Here is a 25,655-nt window from a genome sequence, read left to right on the forward strand (position 1 = left end):
GTTAAGGTCGCCGGGAACCCAATGCATGCGGGTTAACCGCAACGTTCAATTCATGACGATCGCTGCAGGTCGCATGCCGCAGCGGGGATGGTTCGACGTCCTCGATGATTGGCTCAAACGCGACCGATTTGTTTTTGTCGGCTGGTCCGGCATTCTTCTTCTTCCCACGGCCTACCTTTCGATTGGTGGCTGGCTAACGGGAACCACATTTGTAACTTCCTGGTACACCCACGGCATTGCGTCGTCGTATCTCGAAGGTTGCAACTTCTTGACCGCTGCTGTGTCGACCCCCGCTGATGCGATGGGTCACAGCTTGCTGTTGCTCTGGGGCCCAGAAGCCCAGGGTGATTTTGTCCGCTGGATACAACTTGGAGGCCTTTGGGCTTTCGTTGCTCTCCACGGCGCTTTTGCACTGATCGGCTTCATGCTGCGTCAGTTCGAAATTGCTCGTTTGGTCGGCATTCGTCCTTACAACGCCATCGCCTTCTCCGGTCCGATTGCGGTGTTCGTCAGTGTCTTCCTGATGTACCCCTTGGGACAGAGCAGCTGGTTCTTTGCACCCTCCTTTGGTGTGGCTGCAATTTTCCGCTTCCTGCTGTTCCTTCAGGGCTTCCATAACTGGACCCTGAATCCCTTCCACATGATGGGAGTGGCCGGCATTCTTGGCGGTGCACTGCTTTGCGCCATTCATGGCGCGACCGTGGAAAACACTCTCTTTGAGGATGGTGAACAGTCGAACACCTTTAAGGCGTTCGAACCCACCCAAGAAGAAGAGACCTATTCAATGGTTACCGCCAACCGTTTCTGGAGCCAAATCTTCGGAATTGCGTTCTCCAACAAGCGTTGGCTGCACTTCTTCATGCTGTTTGTGCCAGTGATGGGCTTGTGGACCAGTTCCATTGGCATCATCGGCCTTGCACTCAACTTGCGTGCCTATGACTTCGTGTCACAGGAAATCCGCGCAGCTGAGGATCCTGAATTTGAAACCTTCTACACGAAGAATATTCTTCTGAATGAAGGTCTGCGTGCCTGGATGGCACCGGCTGACCAGCCGCACGAAAACTTCGTCTTCCCTGAAGAGGTTCTGCCCCGTGGAAACGCCCTTTAATTCCGGTCTTATCGCCACTGGCGGTAAAGACCTCGACTCCACCGGCTTTGCCTGGTGGGCCGGTAATGCTCGTCTCATCAACCTATCTGGCCGACTGCTCGGTGCCCACGTGGCCCACGCTGGTCTGATGGTGTTCTGGGCTGGCGCCATGATGCTGTTCGAGGTGAGTCACTTCACCTTCGATAAGCCGATGTATGAGCAGGGCTTGATCCTGTTCCCACACGTGGCCACTCTTGGCTATGGCGTTGGTCCTGGCGGAGAGGTCACTAACCTCTACCCCTTCTTTGTTGTTGGTGTTCTGCACCTAATCAGTTCTGCCGTGCTCGGACTCGGCGGCCTGTATCACGCTCTTCGTGGTCCAGAGATTCTGGAGAACTACTCCACTTTCTTCTCCCAAGACTGGCGCGATAAAAACCAGATGACCAACATCATTGGTTATCACCTCATCCTTTTGGGTGTGGGCTGCCTGCTCCTGGTCTTCAAGGCCATGTTCTTCGGTGGCGTTTATGACACCTGGGCTCCGGGTGGTGGAGACGTTCGTTTGATCACGAACCCCACCCTCGACCCCGGTGTGATCTTCGGTTATCTGTTCCGCGCTCCCTTTGGCGGCGAAGGTTGGATCATCGGTGTGAACTCCATGGAGGACATCATCGGTGGCCACATCTGGCTTGGTTTGACCTGCATTTTTGGTGGTATTTGGCACGTGATCACCAAGCCTTTCGGCTGGGTGCGACGCGCCTTCATCTGGAATGGTGAGGCTTACCTCAGCTACAGCCTTGGCGCACTGAGCTTCATGAGCTTCATCGCTTCGGCTTACATCTGGTTCAACAACACCGCATACCCTTCGGAGTTTTACGGCCCGACCAACGCCGAATCATCCCAGGCTCAAAGTTTTACCTTCCTTGTGCGTGACCAACGCATGGGAGCCAACATCGGTTCGGCCATGGGCCCAACCGGTCTTGGTAAGTACCTGATGCGTTCACCAACCGGTGAGATCATCTTTGGTGGTGAAACGATGCGTTTCTGGGACTTCCGTGGTCCTTGGTTGGAGCCCCTTCGTGGACCCAACGGCCTGAGCCTCGACAAGCTTCAGAACGATATTCAGCCTTGGCAGGTTCGCCGCGCCGCTGAATACATGACCCACGCTCCTAACGCGTCGATCAATTCTGTTGGAGGCATCATCACCGAGCCCAACTCGGTGAACTTCGTGAATATCCGTCAGTGGCTTGCCGCGACGCAGTTCATCCTTGCCTTCTTCTTCCTTGTCGGTCACCTCTGGCATGCAGGCCGCGCTCGCGCTGCCGCTGCTGGTTTCGAAAAAGGAATCGATCGTCAAGCAGAGCCCACCTTGGCCATGCCTGATCTCGACTGATCATTCTTTGATCACCTGTCTCAACCCTCACCGCAAGGTGGGGGTTTTTTGTTGGCAAAAATTTCAATTAGCAACCGTCAAAGCAAATCTTCCTACACGCAACCAAAACAGGGGTGACGACTGCCTGCGTATAGAACTGAAGGGCGACAACAACAGGTCAATAGACCAAGTGGCACAAAAAATTATAATTCCACGACGAATATCTAACATAAAATAAATTACGCAATACTCAAACAACGATGCAAGCAGACACGAGGCTTTCCGCCTGCATTACAGCCTCATTGCTTGCATGCGGGATAGCAACCCACTCAAAAGCCGCACCAATTGAAATTCAATACGACAACCGATCCACGAATCAAAAAGAAACAATCTTCATCGATTTTGTCACAGACTCATGGAATAACATTGAATCGACGATAAGGGCTCAACCTTGGTGGAACAATGTAAAACTCTTAGACCCGGCCAATGGCAGCTTTAGTGGCTTCACGGGCAACGAAGGCATACTCAATGGAACCATAATCGATGATGGCCAAAATGGCATATTCAACAATCAAAAGTTCTCCGAAAGCGATATAAGCTTAAACAAAACATTTGGGGTTGATTATTATTCATTCACCTCTACTGGCGGACCAGTCGAGAGAATACTCGGCAAACAAATAATCAGAAACAGTTTTGGAATATGGAGAATTAACGGATCGGATGATTTCATTTACTCCAATAAAAACTGGGCCATAGCTGGAAATGTCATCAACTCAGGGGGAAACATCGGCTCCGGAACCGGAATCAACAAAACCTCAAACCTAAGCCCAAACGGCAATCTTTTCCCTATTTTTCAGGGCGGAACGCTCACCGTTGATCAGGACAATCAGACTTACACCCAGAACTTCACCCTAAACAGCTCAAACAAAAATACAATCACGAATAATGGATATCAAGTTAGATTTTCTGGCATTTTTAGTGACGCGCCAGGCGAATATGGGAACATCACCTTCAGGCCGAACGCTAACTTTATCGAGATTAGTGGCAAAAATACCTATACAGGAAAGACTATTGTCAACGGAAACGGTACTTTAGTGAGCCGCAATGGGGCCATACCCAACTCCTCCGATGTATACCTTTTATCGCCCAATAGCAAGCTAGCCATCCTAGGCGGCGACGAAATAATAGCCTCACTAAGGTCGACGCAAGGTACCGCTACGGTGGACCTTGAAGGCAATAATCTATCCCTTGGCAGCGCATCATCAATCCCGGCAGTATTTACCGGTTCGGTTCAAGATTCCTCAGGGCAAGGCAAAGTCATCAAAACTGGTAGCAACCTTCAGACTCTGAGTGGAACAAATACATATACAGGAGCCACCATAGTTAGAGGCGGGAAACTCTCAGTCATCGGATCTATCAAGTCAGAGACCACGGTAGAAACCAGGGGAACACTGCAGGGTTCAGGAACTATTTTTGGAGATGTCATCAATGAAGGCAATGTCTCGCCCGGAAACTCCATTGGCACCCTCACGGTGGATGGAAATTACGTCCAAGGCCTGACCAATCCCAACGCCAACCTCAATATCGAGGTGGATGGATCATCGTCCGACCTGTTGAAAATCACTGGCGACAACCGCGTTGTGATTTTAGGCGGCAATCTCAACATCTCCTCAATTCCTGGTACCCACTTCACACCAGGGGTGACATACACCGCGATTGATGTCACCGGACAAGGAGGCACTGGAGGAGAACTCAATCTCCAAACTGATCTCTCAGGTGTTGTTGGCTCCTCCGGCTATTTATTTGCTCGAGAGACCAATCCCGCCTTCGCGAGAATCGATCAGAGTTACTACGACACCTGCACCAGCCCTGATCCCAACATCCAGAAAAACTGCACCAAACTTCAATTTGCCTGGCTTCAGGTCGCGAAAAATCCCGACCCTTCAAAAGGCACAAAACAAGTGGCTACTCCTACGGGCAGCTTGGCGGTCGTGACACCCCCGACCAACCAATCACCCAGCACTGTCATCAACCAGGTCAAGCAGACCGGTGGTGCCATCACCACCGCCAGCTCTGGAAACACCAACACCAATACCGACACCTGCACCGCCAATACAGGCAACGCTGCATCCTGTCAGCAGCAAAACAAATCCGGCTCCGGCAAAAACGGCAGCAATGCCAACAACACCCAAGTCGCCAAAGTCATTGATGCCGGTCAAGCCTCCCTTGGGGTTGTTGTCACCAACGGCACCACCGGTGGCGATCCCGTCACCGTCAATGGCGTCAACAGCGGTTACACCACCAACCAAACCAAGCAGGCAAAAGTCACTCCCGACTTCGTCTCCGTCTACAACGCACTCTTCTCCATCCCCACCCGCCAGGACCTCAACCAGGCTCTTCATTCCATCTCCGCTGAGCCCTACGCCTCCATGCAATCGGTTGCTCTCGAGGCCATTGAGCAGTTCGGCAAAAACTCCCTCGCTCTCACAGACCGCGCCGTTCCCCTCACCTACACACAGACCTTCTGCAAAACAGACGACGGCAACCTCATCCCTGCCGATTCGCCCCAACGCCCTGAGACCTGCAACGAGCGCAAACAAACCGTCGGTTCACGCTGGAGCCTCTTGCTTGATGGCAGCAACACCGAGGCCAACCTCGATGGCACAAGTGATCTTGCTTCACTCGACTACAACATCTTCTCGTCCATTTATGGTCTCCAATACGCCTTCTCTACCGAGTGGAGTGCAGGCGGTGCCTTTGGCTACGGGCAGGCCAATCTCTACAACTACGAATACGCCAATTCACGCATTAACTCCGACACCTACGGCGGCAGTGTTTGGGGGATTTACCGACCCACAGCCGACTGGAAATTCTCTGGCCTGCTCGGCACCATGAATCTCCAGTACGACTCCACTCGCCAGATGACCTTCGGTGGGCTTAACCGCACCGCAGAAGCCGATTGGGAGGGCAATGGCTTCACAGCTGCATTAGAGGCGCAATACAACTGGGTTCTCAATGGCGACAACACGGATCCAAACGCCATCCGTCTCAAACCCAAAACCTTCCTCTCCTACGCCATTCACAACCAGGGATCCTTTTCGGAATCAGGAGCTCAATCCCTCAACCTCGCCGTGGATTCCCATACCTCCGACTCTCTCCTCTGGGGAATCGGCTTCACATTGGAAACACCGATCCGGCTCAACGACTCCAATCGCATCATCCCCCGCTTCACGGTCGGCTACGAGCACGACTTCATGGGGGATGCCAATGAAGAGCATGAGCTCAGCGCTTCCTTCTCCGAACTGCCTGCTCTCGGCAGTAAAGACGTGCTTGGCCAGAACCGCGGTGCCAATGCTCTTGATCTCGGCCTCTCCATCGAAATCGAAACCGCTGATTCCGTTTCCATCTACGGCGGAGTTAACGGTGGTTTCTGGAGCAACGGCACCGAGATTTCCTACGGCGGTGGGCTCAAATACTCCTGGTAACGATTGGCTCCAGGCTCAAAAACCAACATCCAACAAGGAATATCCCTTCGGTGCCCGGCCTTTTTCTCCAGGAGCTGCTGGAGTCACCGTTAAGGATTCCGCCTGCCTCAAGTCTTCAGAGGAGAAATCCACCTCTTCAACGCTGAGCTCGCTGGATGCCTCTTGAGGCGTTGCGTCAAAGGATTTTTGAAGGGGTTCAAAAGCAAATGCAGGCGCGACTCCTGCCGTGACAATCAGCAGTGAAAAACAGCGGCAAAGTAGGCAGTTGATCATGGTCGCGACGCAAGAACTGTCTTTGATTTAGCTACAACAAGAGAAAAATGACAACGGCATTAGGAGAGCGCCAGCCAGCGTCGGAGCAGCGGCAAACTAAGCCCGATCACATTCGAGTAACAACCATCGAGTTGCTCCACACAGCAGCCACCGCGTCCTTCGAGCGCAAAACCACCAGCACACTGCAACGGCTCTCCGGAAGCGACGTACGCCTTCACTTCCGCATCCGTGAGATTGGCAAACAGCACACGGGTTGTGACACACGTGCGCTGCATCTCCGCCGCTGCACCGTTTTTTGAAAGCGCCAGCGATGCGGGCAATAAACAGTGTCCGGTATGAAGCTCAGCCCACCGCCCGCGCATCCGTTGCCAGCGCTCGACGGCCTCATTCGCATCCACAGGCTTACCAAACACCTCGCCCTCAAACGCAAGCACCGAATCACAACCGAGCACGGCCGTAATCAAGGGATTGCGCTCAGCACTCTGGGCAAGGGTCCGCTGCACAGCCAATGCCTTGGCCTCCGCCAATAGCTGCACCAACTGGGCTGGATCAGGATGCTGAATCTGATCCTCATCCACGCCGCTCACCCTCACCTGATGGGGGATCTGCGCTTGCTCCAACAGACGGCGTCTGGCTGGAGACGCGGATGCCAACAGCAACACAACAAACAAGCAACCTCGATCAGTTTGATGCTGGCCACAGCCACGCTCGGAATCAAGCGGGAGGAGAATGATGCACACAGCGGCAAGGTCGTGACCTCATCCACCACCCTGGTATCGGAACGGGCCTTGAAGCGGGCACGTCAGGCCATGCGCTGTCTGCCCTTTCGCCGCGCGTTCTATGACGACCTAGAACACGAAGCCCGAAGCAGCACCCAGCTCAGCAGCCAAAAGGATTGGATGGCTATCAGCCGCAAACCTCTTTCTCGCTCGAGCACGGAAGACGATCTGATCTGGCTCATTCAAGTGGGCGTGCTTCGCCGCGAAGTGGATGGCCAAGGGCTCACAGAACGAGTGCGGCTCACTCCGATGGGGCGAGACCTCCTGGACGATTGGGATGGAGAGATTCCAAACGCAGATGCTTTACAAGTGATGCATCACTGGCTACGCCGACATCGACCGCGGCTATGACCTCGTCTCGATTCGAATTAACCCAATAAAAGGCTCACAAATTTGTGCTCACGAGCCGACAGAAAGAGGGCATTCTCATAACGTCGGGTCACTTTTCATCGGTGATTCAGCAAGGGTGATTGCCAAACAGTCCCAGTTGAAAACCATTTTGCTGGTGGCAGAGCGCGATGGTCAGCGCTGCGCCGGTCCTGTGCTGATTGCAGGCATCGCCGTGGGAGTGGGAGTGATCCAACTCTCCACTGGCACCCTCAAAGAATCCAGCCCGTTGAGCTTGCAGATGCTCAGTTTGCTGGTGCTTGAGCTGATGGGTCCGCTGCTGGTGAGTGTGCTGGGGATGGCCCTTTTGCTCCCACGCTGGGTCGATCGTGTGGCATCAACAGGTCATCGCGCCTGGCGCCGTTCCGTTCCGGGAGCAGCCTTGATCGGCATCGTGCTGATGCTGATCTTTTTCAGCGCCTCTCTGCTGGCAGGCATCCTGATCACCCCCCGCAGCGAACTCGGGATAGAGCTGTTAGCGCTGTTGGCAAAAACAAGCTTTGTTGAATTGCTGCGCTCACTCCTGCGTTCAGCTGGCTTCCTTGCAGCACTCTGTGCCTGGTGTCAGTGGAGGGCAGAGGGGCCGCTGCGTCAGGGCCATCGCAAGACTTATATCGTCAGCAACTTGCTCATGGAAGGCTTGATGATGGGGATCGGCCTGAAGCTGATCTGGTTCCTAGTGACCAAAATTCTGCCCATGAAGGAATTGATCAGATGACGCTTTCTCCTAGACAACAAGGACGACGAAAAGACCGTCTTCTTTTCCTGGGATCAGGCCTTCTGCTGGTTGTGTTTGTCCTCGTGGGGTTTGCCAAAGCGCAGCGCTGGGGCACCCGCTTTGTTGACATCTACATCAAAGCCAGCGACGTCAATGGACTAAACCACGGAGAAGACATCCGCATTGCCGGCATCGTGGCGGGTCAAGTGGGAACGATGCATCTCGATGATCAAGGCGACGTGAAGGTCACGCTCAAGATTGAGGAAAACAAAGCCCATCTGATCGGGCCTTCCAGCAAGGCAAGCCTCGCCAAAGAGGGGTTGATCGGCGAGCCCTATCTCGTGATCACTGCCGATCCCAGACCACGGGAACAAGCCCAGGAGATACAAGGCCGCACAATCGGCTACGACGAACCGATCAATATCGATGCCCTGCTCAAAGAGCTGGCCAGCTCTCAACAACTTCTGAATCTCACGCTGCGCAATACCACCGCCTTAACAGCAGAAAACGGGAGCATCAGCACAGCCTTTCATTCCACCCGTCGTCTTGCGGAGTCGTTGCAAAAGGAAGTCACAGCCGCGGCCCCCGTGGTGCGGGAATCGATCGCCAGCGTGGCCAAAGATGTTCACGCCGTAAGCCAATCGACCGAGGCTGTGGAGCAAGACACGCGATCCTTCATTCAAGAAACCCAACCTTTGGTTGTTGAGTCGCTCAAGGATGCCGATCAACTCACCCGTTCCAGTCAGGAGTTAATTGATATTTTGCGCCATCTGTTTGGCTCCTGGTTGGAGCCTGTTAATGGTGGCGGTGAAGACGTTCTCGAGAAACAGAGCTCGCTGACCCAAGAAGAGCAACGCATTCCACGTCAGGAACGATCTCCTGGGGGCTAACCCTTCCTTGGACCACTCCAAGGAGAGAATGATGACTCTGTTATTTCCTTTGCTCCCTTGCAGCGCCCCCTGATGGTGCTTGGCACCTCGAGTGGTGCCGGCAAAACCCTGATGACAGCAGCTCTCTGCCGGGTGCTGAAACGACATGGAGAGCAACCCTTGCCCTTCAAAGGGCAAAACATGAGCAACAACGCCTGGGTGGATGCGTCCGGAGGCGAAATGGCCTATTCCCAAGCGATGCAGGCCTGGGCCGCAAAACTCGAACCCTGCTGCGCCATGAACCCAGTGCTGCTCAAGCCGAAAGGCGACAGCACGAGCGAAGTGATCCACTCCGGCCACAGCGTCGGCACCGCCAGAGCGGAACACTATTACCGCGATTGGTTTCGCCCTGGCTGGAAGGCGATTCGCAGCGGATTAGCCGAGCTGCAACAGCAATGGCCCGATGGACGGTTGGTGCTGGAAGGTGCCGGCAGTCCTGTGGAGGTGAACCTGCAAAATCGCGACCTCACCAACCTGAGGCTGGCGCAATATCTCCGAGCCAACTGCTTGCTCGTTGCCGACATCGAACGGGGAGGCGTGTTTGCCCAAATCGTTGGCACCCTCGCCTTGCTTCGGCCTGTCGAACGCCCTCTGGTGAAAGGGATCTTGATCAACCGCTTTCGCGGGCGCCGAGAACTTTTTGATGAAGGAAGAACCTGGCTAGAAGACCACACCGGAGTGCCGGTGCTTGGCGTCATGCCATGGCTCAACGATGTCTTCCCACCGGAAGACTCCCTCGACTTACTCGAGCGAAAACCCACCCGAGGGCCCACGGACCTCGAGATTGCTGTGCTCAAACTGCCCTCCCTCAGCAACTTCTCGGATCTCGATCCCCTCGAAACAGAGCCCTCAGTGAAGCTGCGCTGGGTCGCCCCGGGCGAAGAGCTTGGCAAGCCCGATGCCGTTGTGATCCCAGGCAGCAAACAAACCCTCCGCGATCTTGCCGCCATCCATCACAGCGGCCTGGGAGAAGCTCTTTGCGCCTACGCCGCCAACGGTGGACACCTCTTTGGGATCTGCGGCGGAATGCAAATGTTGGGCGAAACATTGGGCGATCCGGAAGGTCTTGAAGGAGGCGGCTCATCCAGCACCTGCAGCCATGAAGGCCTAGGACTCCTGCCGCTTCATACGCTGTTTTCCGCCAACAAAGCCCTCAAGCAGCGCAGCAGTGTGGCCCGCTGGCCTGATGGGGGCAGCACGCTCAAGCTCGAGGGATTTGAACTGCACCATGGCCGCACCACTGCGACTGAAACCTGCCAAACGCTCTGCCTGGATGCAGAGCTTGGCTGGGTCAATCCCATCGGCGAGCAAGGAGGTCTTGTGGCAGGCACCTATCTGCACGGAGTGTTTGAGAGTGGCCCTTGGCGGCGACGCTGGCTGAATCAGCTGAGAGAGCGCAAGGGATTGCCACCCCTTCGTGAGGATCAACCGCATCACAGCCGTCAGCGAGACGCCCTGCTCGATCGCCTCGCTGATGCCTTCGAGCAACACATCCAGCTCGACCCCCTGCTCAGCAACCGTCCAAACGGTTGAAGCCTGCTGCCCTCGAGCGCTCGTTAGGGTGCAATTAAGAATGAACCAGCGTGCTCTGCATCCGCCCAAGGGTGCCGTTTTGCCCCTATCCACGATGGAGAACCAACAGTCCGCCATCACGATTCAATGGCCAAACGGGAGCCAAAGCCAGTGCTCCAAAGGTGATGACTGGCTCGGGGCGGCTCAAGCGGCAGGCGTCCACATTCCAACGGGTTGTCTCGGGGGCAGTTGTGGAGCCTGTGAAATTGAAGTGAATGGTCAGACGGTGCGTGCCTGTATCAGCACGGTGCCGGCTTCCAGCTCCGGATCCCTTCGCGTGGAATTCGCCACCGACCCCTACTGGTAGTTGAAACATGGGCGTTATCGCGGGGTTGGTCGCAGCGCTGGCTTGGACCTTTGCAAGCAGCCTTTGGCGTGGCCTCTCCACCTCACTCACGGCTCTTGAACTGAACGGGCTGAAAAACGCGATCGCCTGTGCCCTGTTGCTGCCGGTGCTCTTGTTTCTGCCATGGGCAGATGAGAGCCAAGGCCTGCTCTGGCTGTTGATCAGCGGTGGGCTCGGCATCTCCTTAGGAGACAGCTTTTATCTGGCCGCCCTTCGTCGTCTTGGCACAAGACGCACCCTCACTCTTGAGGCTCTGGCACCGTTGCTCGCAGCCCTCGGCGGACTCGTCGTGATGGGCGAAAGCATTCAAGGGCAAGCGTGGGTAGGCGCCGCCATGGTGTCCCTATCGGTTTTGCTAGTGGCGCGTCAGAGTCCACCAGACAGCACGCGCGATCGCGATCGCAGTCGGAGCGTGCAATGGCAAGGGATTGTCTTGGCGCTACTCGCCGTGTTGTGTGGAGTGAGCGGAGCAGCCGTCTCCCGCAGCGTTTTAATCAGCACGGATCTCACGGCATGGCAAAGCGCAGCCACTCGCCTGTTGGGAGGGTTGTTGCTGCTGCTGCCATGGCTGCGGATCCGCACCCTGTTCCCGAAGCCCCGCCCAAACCACAGGCGCTGGCCAAGAGTGCTGTTGGCCACCCTGCTCGGCACCAATTTGGGGATTGTGTTGCAGCAGGTGGTGTTGAAGCAATTACCCCTCGGTATCGGCATCACGGTTCTCAGCACGGCCCCCGTGATGGCTTTATTGGTCGCAGCACCGGAAGGCGACCATCCACGAGCGGCTGGCGTTTGTGCGTCACTCCTGGCGGTGAGCGGAGTTGCCCTAGCCGTTCTCGCCTAACTCACGGAGCAAGCCAACGCCCTTCTACGGTTCAGCCACTGATAAAGCGTTCATGAAAGCCCGCCGCTTGGTTCCCCTAATCGGCTCTGTTCTGGCCCTTTTGGCCATGGTGGCCTGGATCGGCGAGATCGATCTGGGCCTCGATGAATCGCTGCAGACCCCACCCACGGAGCAGTCATGAGGTCTCAAGCCACGTATTTCGGAGCCAATGGCTGGCTTCTGGAAATCGCTGATCTTCGTGTCCTCGTCGACCCCTGGCTCAGTGGCCCCTTGGTGTTCCCGCCTGGAGCCTGGATGCTGCGCGGCGAACTGCCCCACCCCTGGCCTGTTCCGGAGAATCTTGACCTGCTTCTGCTGACCCAAGGACTCGCCGATCATTGCCACCAACCAAGCCTGAAGCTGCTGCCGCGCAACCTGCCTGTGGTGGGCTCTGCAGCTGCCGCAAACGTGGTGAACCGTTTGGGTTTTGAACAGATTGAAACCCTCAAACCGGGTGAAACCTGCACCATCAAGGGGCTCAGCATCGAGGCCACAGCAGGCGCGGCGGTGCCCAATGTGGAAAACGGGTACCTCCTTGATTGGTCCGATGGGTCGTTGTATCTCGAGCCCCACGGCGTGCTCGATCCCAAACTGGCCTCCCGGCCTGTCGATACCGTGATTACGCCGGTGATCGACCTCGGCTTACCACTCGCCGGTAACTTCATTACCGGTGCCAGCGTGCTTCCAGACTTGATTCAACGCTTCACGCCCCGCACGGTGCTGGCCAGTACAACGGGTGGAGACGTGACCTTCAGCGGACTGATCAGCACCCTCCTGCAAGGGGCGACGATCAAAGAGCAGCCTGATCCACGCGTTGTCATCCCAGTGCCTGGCGAGCCTTTCGGGCTAGAAGCCCACACGGCAAGCCCAGAAACAATCAACACCGCTAAACCGTAGATATCCCTGGACCAAGTCTCGATGGCCTTTGCACAGTCCTTGACGCAACTCGAGATCCCAACCAAAGGGAAAGGGTTCACGCGACTGAACGAGCGCATGGAATCCTGGCTCGGAAGCAAGGACATCGAGCAAGGGGTTTTGCACCTCACCTGTCTGCACACCAGCTGCAGCCTCACGATCAACGAAAACGCCGATCCACGCGTGCTCAAGGATTTAGCCGCCTGGATGGAGGCCGTGGTGCCACAGGACGGCAAAGGACCAGCAGACGCTCAAGGCCAACGGCGACGTTATCTCCATGACGACGAAGGAGACGACGACATGCCTGCTCACATCCGAACGGCCCTCACCAGTCAGACCATGACACTCAGCGTTCAAAACGGTCGCTTGGTCTTGGGCACCTGGCAAGCGGTGTATCTGTGGGAGCATCGCCAACTCGGAAGCACGCGTCGCGTCGCTTGCCACTTGATCGGAGAGAAGCCGGCAAGCTCAACACAGGCAACCGCAACACATGCAACCACAACGCAAACAGCGAGCAACCAAACCCTGCTCAATCTGCGCAACGCCACACGATTGAATCAACAAATTCAAGACAGAATTCAACCCGAAGCCTGGGCTGAAGATGGTGGGAATGCAACCGATGTTGACCTCTTAATTGACAGATTGCATGACATCAGCGACAGCTGATTCAATCGAACAATCCGAGCTTGGTCTCAGCCGCTACTAAAGATTCAGGCAACCCTCAACAAAATGGGAAGAGCAAAAGCAGGAGCCGCCCACGTGATTGGACTCAGACGGCTTTATTGCAACCGTAATGGTGTGTTTTTGATGGTTGAGGTACCAGCCTCAGATGTCGAACCCAAAAAAGCAGAACTGATCCTCCAAGGTTGGCTGATTGAAGATGACATCCTTGTGTAAACCAAAAGCCAAGAAGACGTCCACAATTGGGCAGCACTAGACGACAAGCTGGAAGGAGAATTCACTTAACGCACCATGGAACCCATCACTTGGCTGATCATCACTTGGGCCACCTATGGAGCTCATCGCACCACTGCGGCCCTAGAGAAAGTTCCACAAGCCTCAAGAGATCAGTGCGAAGCCAACGCCAGATTGATCAAGGCATGGCAACCAAAAGCAAGCACCCTATGCATTGAAGGGCTGGGCTCTCCCTAATCCGCTTGCAGGGGCTTGATTAACGGCGGGCAATCCCTCTGCCGCCACCGATCAAACCAAAATCAATCAATAAACCAATGCCAACAATCAACAGTCCGCTAAATGTACTAATCCCGTCATAGGCATCACTAGCCCAGCAGTAGCCCAAGGTGGTGGTAGGCAAGATCACCAAACCAATCAAGGGGGCAACAAAGTCTGGAAGAGGCAATCCACTAAAGGGGTCCAGCACAAAGGACGCATTCACAAACCAGAGAAGAATCAGAATCAACCTGGGAACAAATAGGCCCAGAGCAGCCAGTAAACACATCAGCGAGAGGGAGTTTGAACTCTCTTTAGCAAAGTGAGTTCAAACGTGCCCGGTCGTCCAGTCTGGAGATTCGGGATGGCTTTGTTGATGCTGGATTCATCGTCCGCCCCCTTGGAGGAATTGTCTATGGCCGCATCGGTGATTTGGTAGGACGTCGCCGCGCCCTCACCCTGTCGGTAATCGCCATGGCGATCCCAACCGTAGGGATGGCACTCTTACCCACCCATTGCCCAGATCGGAATTGCAGCTCCGATTGCCGTGGTGCTTCTACGGCTCCTGCAGGAAATTTCAGCAGGGGGTGAGTACACAACCTCGATCATTTTCCTCGCCGAATCCGCTCCAGATCGACAACGGGGCTTCTTTTGCATCTGGGGACTCTGGGGTTCCGTGCTGGGGATGCTGATGGGTTCGGCCTTTGGAGATCTCCTCACGAGAACCCTCACACAAACGCAACTGGGGGATTGGGGGTGGCGCGTGGCCTTTGCCCTGGGCTCCTTGGTTGCCCTCACGGGGGTGATTATTCGCCATGGCGTCGGGGAAGACGACGCCTCCAAAGCAACAAAGACCCCGCTCGGCTCAACCCTGGGAGTCCACCGGACAGCATTCCTCAGAGTCTTAGCCCTGAATATTGCCAGCAGCGTTGGTTTTTATGCGGTCTATGTCTACTTAGTGACCTACGTCGAAGACATGGACGGAATCGCAGACAGCGTGGCTCTCAGACAGGATCGGCAGAAGATCGATGTTGATGAGTGGGGCAGCCCTGCTCTGCATTGGGGCACTTCCATTCCTCCAACTGATTCACAGCCAGGAACCACAATCGATCGTTCGTGGAGAACTGGGATTCACACTGGCGCTTGCAGTGGTGGATGGTGGCAAGGGCCCAGCCCACGTGGAACTGATGCCCACGGAGGTGCGATGCACGGGGACAGCCTTGGCCTACAACCTTGCGGAAGGCTGGTTTGGTGGAACCACCCCGCTGATTGCGGCTGTACTGATTGCGAGGGCGAGCGGTAATCCCATCTTTTTAGCGATCTGGGTGGCGCTCAGTGGTCTTTGCACCTTTGTGACGGCTGCCTTCTTCACAAGGGAGACAGCCTTCAAACCCTTAGTGAAACAGGCTCAGCCCCAACAGTGCTGAACGATTCAGGCCGCCATGGGGAGAAGCTCTTCTTCTTCGTCCTCATCTAAATCAGAGAATGTTTGACCAGCCTCAATGTCGTACAGCTTGTACAGGGCCATGGTGGCCTCCGCCCAGGATTCGCTCTCGACAGACTCCAGAAGCTGCTGGAAAACCAGAACATTCACCACTTCGAGATCAATCGAATCCATAGGAACGGGGCATTTGCCGGAAAGGTAACGCTGACAAAGCAATCAAAATCAAGCCAATCCCAAAGAAAACCTGTGGATCAGGAGGAGGAGCCCAGCAAAAGCAAGCGGAAAAGGACGCATCAGAGGCCTGGAATCAAGCAAGAACTTGAAAACCCAGAAAAATAGACAAGAGAAGTCTTGATTAAAAGAAGAATCGCGGGCAAAAGATTAAGGCAAGAAAAAGGCAATCAATAACAAAGTAGCTGTAACAACTCATTCCACATCGAAATGAAAAGGGTCATGCGCGATTAAAAAATGCAAAAGTCAACAACGATCAAACTCCATCAGCGTTACGTGCAGCGACTTCGCAAAATCATTGGCGTCAGCGCTGTTGTAGCTCTCGCCATTGTTGTGCTCCATCTCGCCCACACCCACGCTCTCGAACCCCTGCGTGCTCAGGTTGAAGGCATGGGTGTGTGGGCACCACTTGGGATTGTGGCGCTCAGGGGAGTCAGCATCCTGCTTCCGGCCTTACCAAGCACAGCGTATTCACTGCTTGCTGGCGCACTGCTTGGGTTTGAGGCAGGACTGATCACAATCTTCATTACCGATCTAGTTTTTTGCCAAATCGCATTTTTAGTAGCCAAACGCTTTGGACAAAAACCGGTACGAGCCCTCGTAGGAGAGAAAGCAAGCACACGCATTGAAAGCTTTAACCAGTCACAAATCGAAGGAAATCCTTTCTTCCTCACAGGACTTTTAATGACAGGTCTATTTGATTTTGTGAGTTACGCAGCGGGCCTTGGCGGAACCAAATGGAAGATATTTACTCCAGCACTCATCATCAGCGTGGCACTGAGTGATCCACCCATTGTTGCCCTAGGCGCTGGGGTCTTTAGCGGAGGAAAGCTCATGCTTGGGCTAGCGCTTCTAGGTGTCTTTGCCTTAGCCCTCGTTGCTGGACTTGTAAAAAAGTATCAAAGAAAAACTACATAAGCCAATGCAGCCGCCCTCAAAAGCGAGGGCAGCATTCAAGTCAACAGACCTACAACTAAAGCAAGCCGGCAGCACCGAAGCCGAGAATGACACCAAAGCCAATGACATGGCCAAGACTGGTTGTAGCCAGTAAAGCCTCTAAACCCAATCCTCCAAAGTATTTAGGATTGGGTAGTTGAGTCCCCTCCCCAGCCTTAAAAATTTTTGTTCCGAGATAGATAGCAAGGATATTGCACAACACCATTAAGAGACCCACCTTTGGAGACCAACTGAAGGTTGCAGGGGGGGCGACTGCCAAAAGGTGAAAGGCCATGGATGCAGGTGAATTTGGCTCATCATCGGGCCAATTGCATCGGCCGAAACCATTTCGTAAAAAGGCTTCAAACGAACGATGCGCAAGCTAGAAAGTTAATCCTCATCACGCGACATTCCTCGGCGAACGAGAAACTGCGTGAGGGCCAACAAACCGAGTAGAAATGCGGATGCAATCAGAAGCTTCAAAACAAAAAAATTCAGAACATGCCCATCAATGCAGGCAGATGATTGAAATCACGTCATGATAGGTGAACAACCAGCCTAATGATCATGCGAATAGCACAGATGTTGATGGTCACAACATCAGCTCTCCTGCTTTCAGGATGCATGCAAGAGTCAAAAACAACCAAAGCCTCGTCGCAAGTCGAGGGACCAATCGAGATCAAACTCAACCAAAGCAAGCCACAAGAAAGCAAAGGAATTGCTCAAAGCGATGGCAAAGAGATGGTGTTCGAAGTGGGCTATGGGAAAAATGGCGTTGGATGCATCGGCAGCACATTTCAGGAAGGCGTGACTCCGCTTGGGACCTTCAAAGTGAATGCAATTATGAACAAAGGTAGATTCGAAATGGATGAAGCGCTGATCAAAAAATCCGGGAAAACAAAACAATACCTAGCAAATAATCTGTTCAAAAATATGAACTCTATAGACTTTAAAGGGGATGGAGAAACTGGTGAGTATGGATCAGGATATATCAGCCTTACCCCAGTACCACCAACACCCCAGCCATTCAACTTTAACGAATACAACGGAATCTACCGATGGTATAGCTTTGCAATTCATGGAACGAATGATGAAACACGTATCGGACAACGCGTAACAGGTGGTTGCATCAATATGAACAACGAGGATCTCAATAAACTCGTCAAAAACATCAAACTTGGCGATGAAGTCCTTGTAACATCAAACGAACCCTGCAATCTCTAAAGCCAAAAAGACAACATACAAAACACGAAATCTGAGTGTTAATACTCAATCACATGTGAGCATCCTCAAATACAGACATGCAGAACGATGCACAGGTCCTATAACTAGTTTTTAGGGTTACCGCCCATGACCATCCGTATTGGTATTAATGGGTTCGGACGCATTGGTCGCCTGGCTTTTCGCCAAGCCGTATCCATGGATGATGTTGAGGTGGTAGCAGTCAACGATTTGATCGACGTTGATTACCTCGCCTATCTACTCCGATACGATTCAACGCACCGACAATTCCAAGGCGACGTAAGAGTAGAAAATAAAAATTTGATCGTTAACGGTAAATCAATCCGTATTTCTGCTGAAAGAGACCCGAAGGAACTGAGGTGGGGGGATATCGGTGCCGATTACGTGCTGGAAAGCACAGGATTTTTTCTTACGGACGATAAGGCGAGAGCACATATTGATGCTGGGGCAAAACGCGTCGTAATGAGCGCACCATCAAAAGATGAAACACCCATGTTTGTGATGGGTGTAAACCACAAAAACTACCAAGGTGAAGAGATCGTATCGAATGCAAGCTGCACGACAAACTGCCTCGCCCCATTAGCCAAAGTTGTCAATGACAATTTTGGAATCGTTAGTGGATTGATGACAACAGTCCACGCAACAACAGCCACACAAAAGCCCGTCGACAGTCCATCTCTCAAAGATTGGAGAGGGGGGCGCGGAGCCGGTCAAAGCATTATTCCTAGTTCTACCGGAGCCGCCAAAGCTGTTGGAAGGGTGATTCCTGAGCTGAACGGAAAACTTACAGGGATGGCATTCAGGGTGCCTACACCTGATGTATCAGTGGTTGATCTCACAGTGAATCTGGAAAAATCAACCAGCTATGAAGAAGTAAAAGCTGCCATGAAAGCAGCTGCAGAAGGGGAGTTGAAAGGAATTCTCGGCTACACCAATGACCAGGTGGTTTCCAATGACCTACTCGGAGATAGTGCAACATCCGTCTTTGATGCAGGTGCAGGAATGGCACTCAACGACCGATTCATGAAGCTTGTTGCCTGGTACGACAATGAATGGGCCTATAGCTGCAAGTGTATTGATCTCATCAAACACATGGAAACCACACAGATGAGATAGATTTATACAAATGAAACAATGATCATTCCAGTCGAACAAAGCATCGCTTCTCATCGGACTGGAATGGTGGTCAAAAATAATCCGAGAGTTCTTTTGCATGAAGAGATGGCATGCAAAAATAGCGATAGAGCAACGATAAGGATGGGGGTCACACCATGACAAATGTGCCGGATTTTAATTCGTCAACGGAGAAACGAGCGCGGTTTGGGAAAGTCTTTTCAACCAGAGTAGAAAAACTGGTTGAAGATCTCCAAGCAATGTCAAAAACGGCAAATTTAGAAATCTATGAGTTTGACGACGAATTGGTTAAAAAACTCTTTATAGAGCTAGCAAAACGATTTAGAGCAACCGCCCATCGATTCGGAATAGAATTTGAGATCAGTATTGATCGAGAGCCAATCGAATAATCAAGACAAAAAATCTGATATCCTATTTGAAAGAATATCGTTTCAAAGAACACTTCAGCAACAGCTAGCAGGGTACAAACAGAGACAACTCAGCCTTTCAAACTAATTGTATTCACCGGGAGTTTCTTGTTTAGAGACTGTCACGCGACCAACTTTTTTCCCAGATTGGCGTAATAGCTCATCTCCAGAGAACTCATAACCTAATTTGGCAGCGATTTTGGCTACATCATCCGCTGTTGAAGCCGAGAGAACGGTGGATTTAAGCGCCTCGTCGTCCTGCATCTTGACGAGAAAAGCTTTGAGTTGATCAAGAGCCATAGAAAAATCCTCAGCAACAACAACGAATCATGGAATCAATTGAAGCGAGTCGGTTTTGGCGAACAAGAGCCAAAAGCACGAACAATCAACGCTGTTCAAGGAAATCCTAAAGAAAAACTTAAATAAAGTGGATTTTCGTGAAGGAGCAGCGTTAAAAACACAATACTATCTTACTTTCAACACATTCGATAGAGCAAAGGACATGAAGTCGCTCGAGAAGGCTCCATCCTGTTTCATGCATTGGTGCGTACAAAAGGTCACTTCGAGCCTTTATTCAGTCTCTGCCACCACCAATGGAGTGCATTACGACCACGTAGGAAACTTCAGGACAGTGGGCGAGGCCCATAAGGCAGGACGGCGCTATGCAGCCACACAATCTCAATCTCATCATCAGCAAAAGTGTGCGTAACAGACAAAGAGATCGCTAGACAGCCAAACAACAGGCAAAGTTAACGCTGAGAACATACAACTAGCAGGTAAAGATATAGACAATATAAAAGAATGGTCTTGCTTAATCGAGATATGCAAGGCCAGGATTCACAAGCCTAGGGGAATCCAATACTTATATAAATACCTAATCAATAGGGGGTTATCATTTCTACATTTCCACCTTGGATTCAAGCTTGCGTCGCCTGCACTGCAGGAACATTGCACAGCCATGGCAAAACAATGCCGGGAACTATCACAAAGCTAATTAGATAAGGGGAACAGACTTTCCCAATGGATTAACAGACAAGTCAAAACCAATCAGACTACCAAACTACTCATTCTGCAAACGAATGGATAGCTATCACAATGACAAAGCCTTAAAGCGCTGCCAATGAAGAAAGACACTTTAAAGCCATCAAACAAAAGGCTTGATTGGTACTTAAAGCATCAAGCTAGTCAACAAATAAGGAAAGATGACGGTTATCAACCTCAATCATTTCATCCTCATCCTGGTGAAACCAACAGCCATACATCAAATTGATAATCCGACTCACATCAAGATCTCGGTCGGCCACTTCCTGCCACAAGCGTCGAGACAACTCGCGGTCATCTAGCTTGAACTGAGCTTGAACCAGGCTTCTGGTGATCGAAAAATAGCTCTGACGATCATTGCGCAGACGGCATTCGGATGCCGCATCGACGGACATCAGTGAAGGCTGAGCCTGGAAAATGGAAACAGCAGCTTTGGACATGAAGATTCTCCAAATTTCAGAAACGTAGGGGAGCGAGCTCTCCCCATCGAAAAGACGACAAGCAAAAGGTGGTGCCAATCCTCAACATGCCCTCCTTCTCTGTCTTGGTGAGACTGTTGGAGGTGAGAGGTGAAGTCAGCTTGCTTCTGCTGAAGACTCAGGTGGAGTGTCGTCTGTCAAAGCGTCTCCGATCTCATCTCAACATTTTGAGCCAACAACCACCAACTGGCATCGGTGTTAAGGCGCATTGCCAAACCAACAAAACCGTCCAAGACTGGGAGGCTGTGGTGATGGCTGCTCTGAAGCCAAACGATCATCAACCATCAGCTGTAGCCACAAAAAGATCAATGAGCGATTACGAGCAACTACTAGAGCAATTGAACAAAGTGCTTGTCATTGCTAAAGCCAATGGAAACAAACTGTTTATTGAAAATATCGAGCGCGATATCAAGGCATTAGAAGCTGGTGAAGAGTCTCCCATCATCAAAGAATATCTAACACCAGAAGAAAGACGATTAAACGACTCCACGGAAGGAAATTAAGCAAGCAATCCGGCTAAAGTAACGACCGACAACTATTGCTTTGGCTTTTTACTAATATCGCCAAAATCGTCGTCATTAGGTTGTAAAAACTGCCAGACAACGGGAACAGTAAAAACGATCACAAGGCCAATGGTTGCAAGGATGGCGACTGTGTAATCTCCCAAAATCAAAGGCTCAATGGCATCACAGCATAAAGCCTTTTGGCCAGAGGCAAATCCCAGGAGCCAATCCCTGAGAAGCGGAATCAAAACAATCCCTGCAATCCACTGAAAAATTCAATCAACAGCTGGAGTCAAGGTCGATCAGGCTGTGTTTGAAGGGCAGGATCTGGACGATTGCGAGGGTCTTGGTCATTCCTCCAGGGAGTGAACATCACAAAATTTCCGAGCACGAGGCCAGCCGTAATGATCAAGGCAGCAACCTGTTCAACTTTCTCAATCCGCATGCCACAACCTTGAAGCTCTAGCTCTCATGGGCAAACTCAGACGCTCCTTCGGGCTCACCCTCAAGCATCGCCTGTCGTTCCAGATGGAGCATCACTGAAATCGACGACGAGGTCACCATCACCATCGCGTTCAATCACAAAACGAAACCCATTCACAACGCCAGACCATTCACCTTCCTCAGGTTCCGCACTCTCGCCTGTCTGCTCTGAAACCTTGGTTTCAAACAACGTCGTAAATACATGCGCGGCAACCTCAGCAGCTTGTACAGCATCCATGTCGTCAAGATCGTGGGCGGCAACCGAGCAACCCTCAAGCAGCTCCGCATCAATCACGATCCCCTCTCCCAAATCAGAGATCAACGCCTTAAGAGCCTCGTCCTGCATTGTTGCTTCCACAAAGTGTTCCATCAAACTCGTCACCTGGACGTTGGTCAAGGGAGGCAGCGAACAGGAACACGGGAATTTTGGACCGCACCCCCCCACGAACTGCCGATAACATAGAGATCGTTAGGAGAAGAGTGATGATGCGCTTTGTCTACTTCAGTGTGCTGTTTGCCACTGCATACTGGTTTCTGGTTTCACTCGTACGCTTGATTCTTGCCAAGCGCAACGTCAACGTGATCGTTGAGTCTCCTGAGAGAAATGAAAATGTGAACGCACTCGAACGAGCCTGGTCAGCAGACCTCCCCCAGGTTGAAGAAGAAGATTGAGAACCGATTGCAAAACGTTTGAACGATAAGGGGACAGAACATTTTTAAACTTCGAGCTTAACTTCAATCCATCAAAATCTATTCAAACACTCTAAACTCAAGTGATTTCAATCATTCGTTGAGATTATATCCGGTCATTCAACAAATGCTCCCCATCATTGGATAAAAACACTGCTTGATCAGTCTTTCAAGCATTTCTACAATAAAAACTAGCGTGTTGTCCTATCAAGCCCCAACATGTTCTCTGCAACATTCCTCCAGTACCGCTAGAAACTCCGACTCCTCGGGTGGTTCATCAAATCGGCTAGCTGATTGGACACAAAACCTGATCCATGTCATAGCGGAATCAGCACCAGATTGAACAACTAGGGCGTAGGCGCTATCAAAGGCAACTCCGTCTTTGAGCATTGCACCAATCGCTTGATAGAGACGATCCATCCCATCGAGCTGGGGATCGGCAAACACAGCCCGAATACTATCTCTCGACGCCATGGGGCCTTAACCGCAGAAGCAAAGTTGCAATCAGTCTCGCATTGTGATCAGCGGAGATGCAGCGATGCAAACGAATTGAAAACTCTCCCCATTCGATCCACATTGAGAGGCCCTCTCGCATGGAGAGGCATGGGATATTGAGCCGATCAGCTGAAACATGCAACTTGAACAACAAGCCACAAGAAGGACCGATTAAGGGATCGATACATGCTAAGAATGCATCATAGTATTGAACAATAGAATGCCACTCATCACGATTAATATCACAGAGGGAATGCCTGCAGAGGCGATAGATCAGCTTCAAGAAACCATTCATTCTTGCTTTGTGAGTGCATGGGGAATCCCAGACAATGGAGGCTTTTATATTATTAATGAACGTCCAAAATCACGCATGAGGATTAGTCGTGAGATGTGGGGGATTAAACGATCGGAGGATCCACCCCTCCTTCTTCAAATCACATCTTCGCCCAGGAGCAAAGCCTTAAAAGTGGAGTTGTTCCGCATGCTTGCGGAAGCACTAGAGAAACAAGGAATTCATAAAGAAGACCTTTTTATCAGTATTAGTCCGACACAACGCGAAGACTGGTCGTTTGGGAATGGAGTTGCCCAGTTGCTACAAACAGAAGAGGTGCAAGCTAATGCTGCACAACGCTAATCAGCAGCAGAAGGCTTTTGGCCGGAGCACGTGAGGCACCCCCCATTAATGCGATAGGGGGCAAGATGCCCTCGAAGGCAGAGCGTGCCACGAAAAAACAACACCTGCCCCAGCTCCCTTGCATGGGCGTCAGTGAGTGGCAGCGAAAGCCATCCATCTGGGACTTTATCTGTCAGTTGGGCGCGACGCTGCTTGGCATCGATGCGTCGTTGACGCTCTTCACGGTCATTTTTGGCACAGACAGCTTCAACCTGAAATTCTCGAGAACAATCCAAACAGGCCGTGACCAAGGGCTTTTTACGGGCTGAATTCTGCGAAAGTTTGTCGCCTGGAACCTCACGTTCCTGACCACAAAAGCATCGACACCACCAATAGGCATTTCCGCTTTTGGTACGACGCTCTGAGGCACGGACGACCGTGAGCTTTCCGTACACCTCACCAACTCGGTTCCGGGGCTTGGATGGCATCTGTAATCGAAAAAGAGTGACCTGCTTCGCCATCCTCGCGAACGCACGCTGACGAGGGAATCAGCTCATCCCAATCTCCTCTGGATCCGAGAGCTGCTTGATCAAGCGCTGTTCTCTGGCACTTCAGTGCTTGCATTACCTTCAGAGCGCGGTTTTATAGCTGAACCCGTTCCCTGGCAGATGTCCTTGCTTCTTAAGCGTCAGATTGAGCGGCTTCAAATCGCAATTGAGCTATCTACGGACTGGCTTGAGATTCAATATCTGAGGGCCGAGCTCGATCAACTCAACGATTTATACGAAGAGCCAGGCGCAGAGGCAGAGGCAGAGGCAGCTTGATCAGCAATCGCTGAAAACGTTTGTCATCCACTTCAGCGAACCACCCCTTGCACTATGCATAGGGCCAATAATTCTTGCGAAAAAAGATGATGTTCTCAAAATTTTTTGGGGTTGCTGCGGCAACCGCTCTGCTTTTGTCGGGCCATGCCCTGGCATCACCCAAGCCAGTGGTCGAGGAGCTGTTCACAGCGAATCGAACCCTCGGCGGCAAAGTTGTCGCCTATCCCGAGGGAACGCCAGAGATGCGGGTTTATCGGCTCACGCTTCCTGTTGGGGCCAAAATTCCTTTGCACATCCATCCTGCACCCGTTGTCGTGATGGTTGAGCAGGGAGAACTCAGCAATGTGCGGATCGTCAATGGTGAGGAGGAGACCGACACCATTAAGGCCGGAGACGGCTTCCTTGAAGGTCACCCGGAAGAGCCGCACTACGTGATCAACAGAGGGACTGAACCAGCCATCAGCCTGGTGACGTTTGCCAGCGTGGAGGGAATGCCCAACACGGTTCCTGTTCAATGACCGGCACCAAGAGGATCCCTTAGGTCCAGGACCTCTCAACATCGCGGAGGTTGAGACGAGCGGTCAGTAAGTGGTGACTTGAGCAGCCTCTTCCATGGGCAGTGGCTAGGAAACGAATGCCTTCGTTTTTAGCCAACCATGCAAATGTATCTCGCGGACTGTATTTTTCCTGATATTGAAGGTCAACTCGCTGCCTATAAAAGTTTTTGTGAATTATGGGATTCAGGGGAGATGGCAAAGGCCGATAGCTTCCCTGGCTTTGAGATGCTATTTCGAGTCCATGCTCCAGGCGCTGGTCGGGTGACGTGTTTATTTAAAGCCGAAAGTGACGCACAGATTTTTGAACATTTCGCTCCTTGGCGCGCTCAATACGGCATTGAGATGGACTTCACTCCTGTGATCGGTTGCCAAGACGTTGTGGACCATCACAAAAAGCTGTTCGCAAAAATGGCCTAAGCACGCAGGCACGAAGCTCAATTGAATGCAAGAGAGCACAGAAATCTGCGCTTTCTTGCACCAAATCTCACACGATCCGGGGAGTGCCACTAGCTGAAAACCTAGTGGAGCCAAGCGGATTCGAACCGCTGACCCCCTGCATGCCATGCAAGAGGCGTTACGCCTCAGAAAGCAGATTAAGACTAGAGCTTTTCATTCACAGCAGACGCTTTTGAGGAAATCTGCTCACCCCTGCTATAGCAAGCT

Annotated in this window: 35 protein-coding genes, 1 tRNA gene and 1 pseudogene; 24 read left to right on the forward strand and 13 right to left on the reverse strand. The window is 52.2% G+C overall.

Features of this window, described 5'->3' with window-relative positions; genetic code table 11:
* The first annotated feature begins 52 nt into the window (after positions 1–52).
* The 3 genes from psbD (at position 53) to DXY38_RS11030 (ending at position 5,944) form a co-directional block, all read left to right on the forward strand.
* Positions 53–1,108: a photosystem II D2 protein (photosystem q(a) protein) gene (gene psbD, locus DXY38_RS11020; RefSeq protein ID WP_115071676.1), complete on the forward strand. Its 1,056-nt coding sequence runs from the start codon at positions 53–55 to the stop codon at positions 1,106–1,108.
* On the forward strand, positions 1,092–2,480 hold the full coding sequence (gene psbC / locus DXY38_RS11025; protein ID WP_115071677.1) for a photosystem II reaction center protein CP43: 1,389 nt from the start codon (positions 1,092–1,094) through the stop codon (positions 2,478–2,480). Before psbD ends, psbC begins: the two co-directional genes overlap by 17 nt.
* Before the next feature lie 239 nt (positions 2,481–2,719).
* Positions 2,720–5,944: an autotransporter outer membrane beta-barrel domain-containing protein gene (locus DXY38_RS11030; protein WP_115071678.1), complete on the forward strand. Its 3,225-nt coding sequence runs from the start codon at positions 2,720–2,722 to the stop codon at positions 5,942–5,944.
* A 15-nt stretch (positions 5,945–5,959) separates the two neighbouring features.
* Here the strand turns inward: DXY38_RS11030 and DXY38_RS11035 are convergent, their stop codons facing one another.
* Positions 5,960–6,217 carry a hypothetical protein gene (locus tag DXY38_RS11035; protein ID WP_115071679.1) on the reverse strand — a complete coding sequence of 86 codons (258 nt, stop codon included), beginning with the start codon at positions 6,215–6,217 and terminating at the stop codon, positions 5,960–5,962.
* Between the two features lie 59 nt (positions 6,218–6,276).
* Positions 6,277–6,879: a nucleoside triphosphate pyrophosphatase gene (locus tag DXY38_RS11040; protein WP_115071719.1), complete on the reverse strand. Its 603-nt coding sequence runs from the start codon at positions 6,877–6,879 to the stop codon at positions 6,277–6,279.
* 27 nt (positions 6,880–6,906) lie between these two features.
* Here DXY38_RS11040 and DXY38_RS11045 point away from each other — a divergent pair, with 27 nt between their 5' ends.
* The 9 genes from DXY38_RS11045 to DXY38_RS11080 all read left to right on the forward strand — a co-directional run bounded on the left by DXY38_RS11045 (position 6,907) and on the right by DXY38_RS11080 (position 13,409).
* A complete protein-coding gene (locus tag DXY38_RS11045) occupies positions 6,907–7,347 on the forward strand; it encodes an Npun_F0494 family protein (protein WP_115071680.1) in 441 nt (146 codons plus the stop codon).
* 115 nt (positions 7,348–7,462) lie between these two features.
* Complete coding sequence (locus tag DXY38_RS11050; RefSeq protein WP_115071681.1) at positions 7,463–8,101, forward strand: hypothetical protein; 639 nt, start codon at positions 7,463–7,465, stop codon at positions 8,099–8,101.
* Positions 8,098–8,991: an MlaD family protein gene (locus DXY38_RS11055; protein WP_115071682.1), complete on the forward strand. Its 894-nt coding sequence runs from the start codon at positions 8,098–8,100 to the stop codon at positions 8,989–8,991. Before DXY38_RS11050 ends, DXY38_RS11055 begins: the two co-directional genes overlap by 4 nt.
* Before the next feature lie 72 nt (positions 8,992–9,063).
* Positions 9,064–10,563, forward strand: coding sequence for a cobyric acid synthase (locus DXY38_RS11060; protein ID WP_115071720.1), 1,500 nt, complete (start codon positions 9,064–9,066; stop codon positions 10,561–10,563).
* A 94-nt stretch (positions 10,564–10,657) separates the two neighbouring features.
* Complete coding sequence (locus DXY38_RS11065; protein ID WP_038013541.1) at positions 10,658–10,909, forward strand: 2Fe-2S iron-sulfur cluster-binding protein; 252 nt, start codon at positions 10,658–10,660, stop codon at positions 10,907–10,909.
* A 7-nt stretch (positions 10,910–10,916) separates the two neighbouring features.
* A complete protein-coding gene (locus DXY38_RS11070; protein WP_115071683.1) occupies positions 10,917–11,789 on the forward strand; it encodes an EamA family transporter in 873 nt (290 codons plus the stop codon).
* 52 nt (positions 11,790–11,841) lie between these two features.
* Complete coding sequence (locus DXY38_RS14100; RefSeq protein ID WP_006852183.1) at positions 11,842–11,970, forward strand: hypothetical protein; 129 nt, start codon at positions 11,842–11,844, stop codon at positions 11,968–11,970.
* On the forward strand, positions 11,967–12,725 hold the full coding sequence (locus DXY38_RS11075; protein WP_115071684.1) for an MBL fold metallo-hydrolase: 759 nt from the start codon (positions 11,967–11,969) through the stop codon (positions 12,723–12,725). Before DXY38_RS14100 ends, DXY38_RS11075 begins: the two co-directional genes overlap by 4 nt.
* 21 nt (positions 12,726–12,746) lie before the next feature.
* Positions 12,747–13,409: a secondary thiamine-phosphate synthase enzyme YjbQ gene (locus tag DXY38_RS11080; protein ID WP_115071685.1), complete on the forward strand. Its 663-nt coding sequence runs from the start codon at positions 12,747–12,749 to the stop codon at positions 13,407–13,409.
* A 505-nt stretch (positions 13,410–13,914) separates the two neighbouring features.
* Here the strand turns inward: DXY38_RS11080 and DXY38_RS11090 are convergent.
* On the reverse strand, positions 13,915–14,202 hold the full coding sequence (locus DXY38_RS11090; protein WP_115071686.1) for a hypothetical protein: 288 nt from the start codon (positions 14,200–14,202) through the stop codon (positions 13,915–13,917).
* A 261-nt stretch (positions 14,203–14,463) separates the two neighbouring features.
* On the opposite strand from DXY38_RS11090, the pseudogene DXY38_RS14170 reads away from it, so the two are divergent.
* A pseudogene (locus DXY38_RS14170) lies at positions 14,464–14,832 on the forward strand (MFS transporter); the annotation flags it as partial.
* Between the two features lie 115 nt (positions 14,833–14,947).
* Complete coding sequence (locus DXY38_RS14030; RefSeq protein ID WP_244279106.1) at positions 14,948–15,340, forward strand: hypothetical protein; 393 nt, start codon at positions 14,948–14,950, stop codon at positions 15,338–15,340.
* 5 nt (positions 15,341–15,345) lie between these two features.
* On the opposite strand, the gene DXY38_RS11100 is transcribed toward DXY38_RS14030, so the two are convergent.
* Positions 15,346–15,531: a hypothetical protein gene (locus tag DXY38_RS11100; protein WP_115071687.1), complete on the reverse strand. Its 186-nt coding sequence runs from the start codon at positions 15,529–15,531 to the stop codon at positions 15,346–15,348.
* 294 nt (positions 15,532–15,825) lie between these two features.
* Here DXY38_RS11100 and DXY38_RS11105 point away from each other — a divergent pair, with 294 nt between their 5' ends.
* Positions 15,826–16,506, forward strand: coding sequence for a TVP38/TMEM64 family protein (locus DXY38_RS11105; RefSeq protein WP_244279107.1), 681 nt, complete (start codon positions 15,826–15,828; stop codon positions 16,504–16,506).
* Positions 16,507–16,561: 55 nt separating this feature from the next.
* Here the strand turns inward: DXY38_RS11105 and psaK are convergent, their stop codons facing one another.
* Positions 16,562–16,819, reverse strand: a complete 258-nt coding sequence (psaK, locus tag DXY38_RS11110) for a photosystem I reaction center subunit PsaK (RefSeq protein ID WP_115071688.1) — start codon at positions 16,817–16,819, stop codon at positions 16,562–16,564.
* 287 nt (positions 16,820–17,106) lie between these two features.
* Here psaK and DXY38_RS11115 point away from each other — a divergent pair, with 287 nt between their 5' ends.
* The 3 genes from DXY38_RS11115 to DXY38_RS11125 all read left to right on the forward strand — a co-directional run bounded on the left by DXY38_RS11115 (position 17,107) and on the right by DXY38_RS11125 (position 19,289).
* Positions 17,107–17,748, forward strand: coding sequence for a L,D-transpeptidase (locus DXY38_RS11115; RefSeq protein ID WP_371411009.1), 642 nt, complete (start codon positions 17,107–17,109; stop codon positions 17,746–17,748).
* Between the two features lie 126 nt (positions 17,749–17,874).
* Positions 17,875–18,882: a type I glyceraldehyde-3-phosphate dehydrogenase gene (gap, locus tag DXY38_RS11120; protein ID WP_115071689.1), complete on the forward strand. Its 1,008-nt coding sequence runs from the start codon at positions 17,875–17,877 to the stop codon at positions 18,880–18,882.
* 155 nt (positions 18,883–19,037) lie between these two features.
* A complete protein-coding gene (locus tag DXY38_RS11125) occupies positions 19,038–19,289 on the forward strand; it encodes an RNA polymerase-binding protein RpbA (protein WP_115071690.1) in 252 nt (83 codons plus the stop codon).
* A gap of 102 nt (positions 19,290–19,391) precedes the next feature.
* Here DXY38_RS11125 and DXY38_RS11130 read toward each other — a convergent pair whose 3' ends face one another.
* Complete coding sequence (locus DXY38_RS11130) at positions 19,392–19,607, reverse strand: Nif11-like leader peptide family natural product precursor (protein ID WP_006852170.1); 216 nt, start codon at positions 19,605–19,607, stop codon at positions 19,392–19,394.
* Positions 19,608–20,488: 881 nt separating this feature from the next.
* On the reverse strand, positions 20,489–20,788 hold the full coding sequence (locus tag DXY38_RS11140) for a hypothetical protein (protein WP_170952932.1): 300 nt from the start codon (positions 20,786–20,788) through the stop codon (positions 20,489–20,491).
* Between the two features lie 206 nt (positions 20,789–20,994).
* Here DXY38_RS11140 and DXY38_RS14035 point away from each other — a divergent pair, with 206 nt between their 5' ends.
* Complete coding sequence (locus tag DXY38_RS14035; RefSeq protein ID WP_244279108.1) at positions 20,995–21,330, forward strand: hypothetical protein; 336 nt, start codon at positions 20,995–20,997, stop codon at positions 21,328–21,330.
* A 32-nt stretch (positions 21,331–21,362) separates the two neighbouring features.
* On the opposite strand, the gene DXY38_RS11150 is transcribed toward DXY38_RS14035, so the two are convergent.
* Genes DXY38_RS11150 through DXY38_RS11155 form a run of 3 tightly spaced genes read right to left on the reverse strand, consistent with a single transcriptional unit; the run spans position 21,363 to position 22,183 of the window.
* A complete protein-coding gene (locus DXY38_RS11150) occupies positions 21,363–21,578 on the reverse strand; it encodes a hypothetical protein (protein ID WP_115071691.1) in 216 nt (71 codons plus the stop codon).
* Between the two features lie 44 nt (positions 21,579–21,622).
* The gene (locus DXY38_RS13760; RefSeq protein ID WP_170952933.1) at positions 21,623–21,775 is read right to left on the reverse strand and encodes a hypothetical protein; all 153 of its coding nucleotides are present in this window, start codon (positions 21,773–21,775) and stop codon (positions 21,623–21,625) included.
* Positions 21,776–21,835: 60 nt separating this feature from the next.
* Positions 21,836–22,183, reverse strand: coding sequence for a hypothetical protein (locus DXY38_RS11155; RefSeq protein WP_115071726.1), 348 nt, complete (start codon positions 22,181–22,183; stop codon positions 21,836–21,838).
* A gap of 56 nt (positions 22,184–22,239) precedes the next feature.
* Here DXY38_RS11155 and DXY38_RS11160 point away from each other — a divergent pair, with 56 nt between their 5' ends.
* A complete protein-coding gene (locus DXY38_RS11160; protein WP_244279109.1) occupies positions 22,240–22,485 on the forward strand; it encodes a hypothetical protein in 246 nt (81 codons plus the stop codon).
* Positions 22,486–22,710: 225 nt separating this feature from the next.
* On the opposite strand, the gene DXY38_RS11165 is transcribed toward DXY38_RS11160, so the two are convergent.
* Complete coding sequence (locus DXY38_RS11165; RefSeq protein ID WP_115071692.1) at positions 22,711–22,977, reverse strand: hypothetical protein; 267 nt, start codon at positions 22,975–22,977, stop codon at positions 22,711–22,713.
* Positions 22,978–23,218: 241 nt separating this feature from the next.
* On the opposite strand from DXY38_RS11165, the gene DXY38_RS11170 reads away from it, so the two are divergent.
* Positions 23,219–23,632, forward strand: coding sequence for a tautomerase family protein (locus DXY38_RS11170; RefSeq protein ID WP_115071693.1), 414 nt, complete (start codon positions 23,219–23,221; stop codon positions 23,630–23,632).
* Here the strand turns inward: DXY38_RS11170 and DXY38_RS11175 are convergent.
* A complete protein-coding gene (locus tag DXY38_RS11175) occupies positions 23,629–24,099 on the reverse strand; it encodes an early protein (E6) (RefSeq protein WP_115071728.1) in 471 nt (156 codons plus the stop codon). The two genes, DXY38_RS11170 and DXY38_RS11175, sit on opposite strands and share 4 nt — an antisense overlap.
* Positions 24,100–24,279: 180 nt before the next feature.
* Here DXY38_RS11175 and DXY38_RS13765 point away from each other — a divergent pair, with 180 nt between their 5' ends.
* From DXY38_RS13765 to DXY38_RS11185, 3 genes are all read left to right on the forward strand, one after another.
* Positions 24,280–24,435, forward strand: a complete 156-nt coding sequence (locus tag DXY38_RS13765) for a hypothetical protein (protein WP_170952934.1) — start codon at positions 24,280–24,282, stop codon at positions 24,433–24,435.
* Positions 24,436–24,524: 89 nt separating this feature from the next.
* Complete coding sequence (locus DXY38_RS11180) at positions 24,525–24,953, forward strand: cupin domain-containing protein (protein WP_244279110.1); 429 nt, start codon at positions 24,525–24,527, stop codon at positions 24,951–24,953.
* 138 nt (positions 24,954–25,091) lie between these two features.
* On the forward strand, positions 25,092–25,409 hold the full coding sequence (locus DXY38_RS11185) for a DUF3303 domain-containing protein (protein WP_006852156.1): 318 nt from the start codon (positions 25,092–25,094) through the stop codon (positions 25,407–25,409).
* 105 nt (positions 25,410–25,514) lie between these two features.
* Here DXY38_RS11185 and DXY38_RS13770 read toward each other — a convergent pair.
* Positions 25,515–25,601 (reverse strand) — tRNA-Ala (locus tag DXY38_RS13770).
* Between the last annotated feature and the right edge of the window lie 54 nt (positions 25,602–25,655).

It is taken from the genome of Synechococcus sp. UW179B, from assembly GCF_900474245.1.
Lineage (GTDB): Bacteria > Cyanobacteriota > Cyanobacteriia > PCC-6307 > Cyanobiaceae > Synechococcus_C.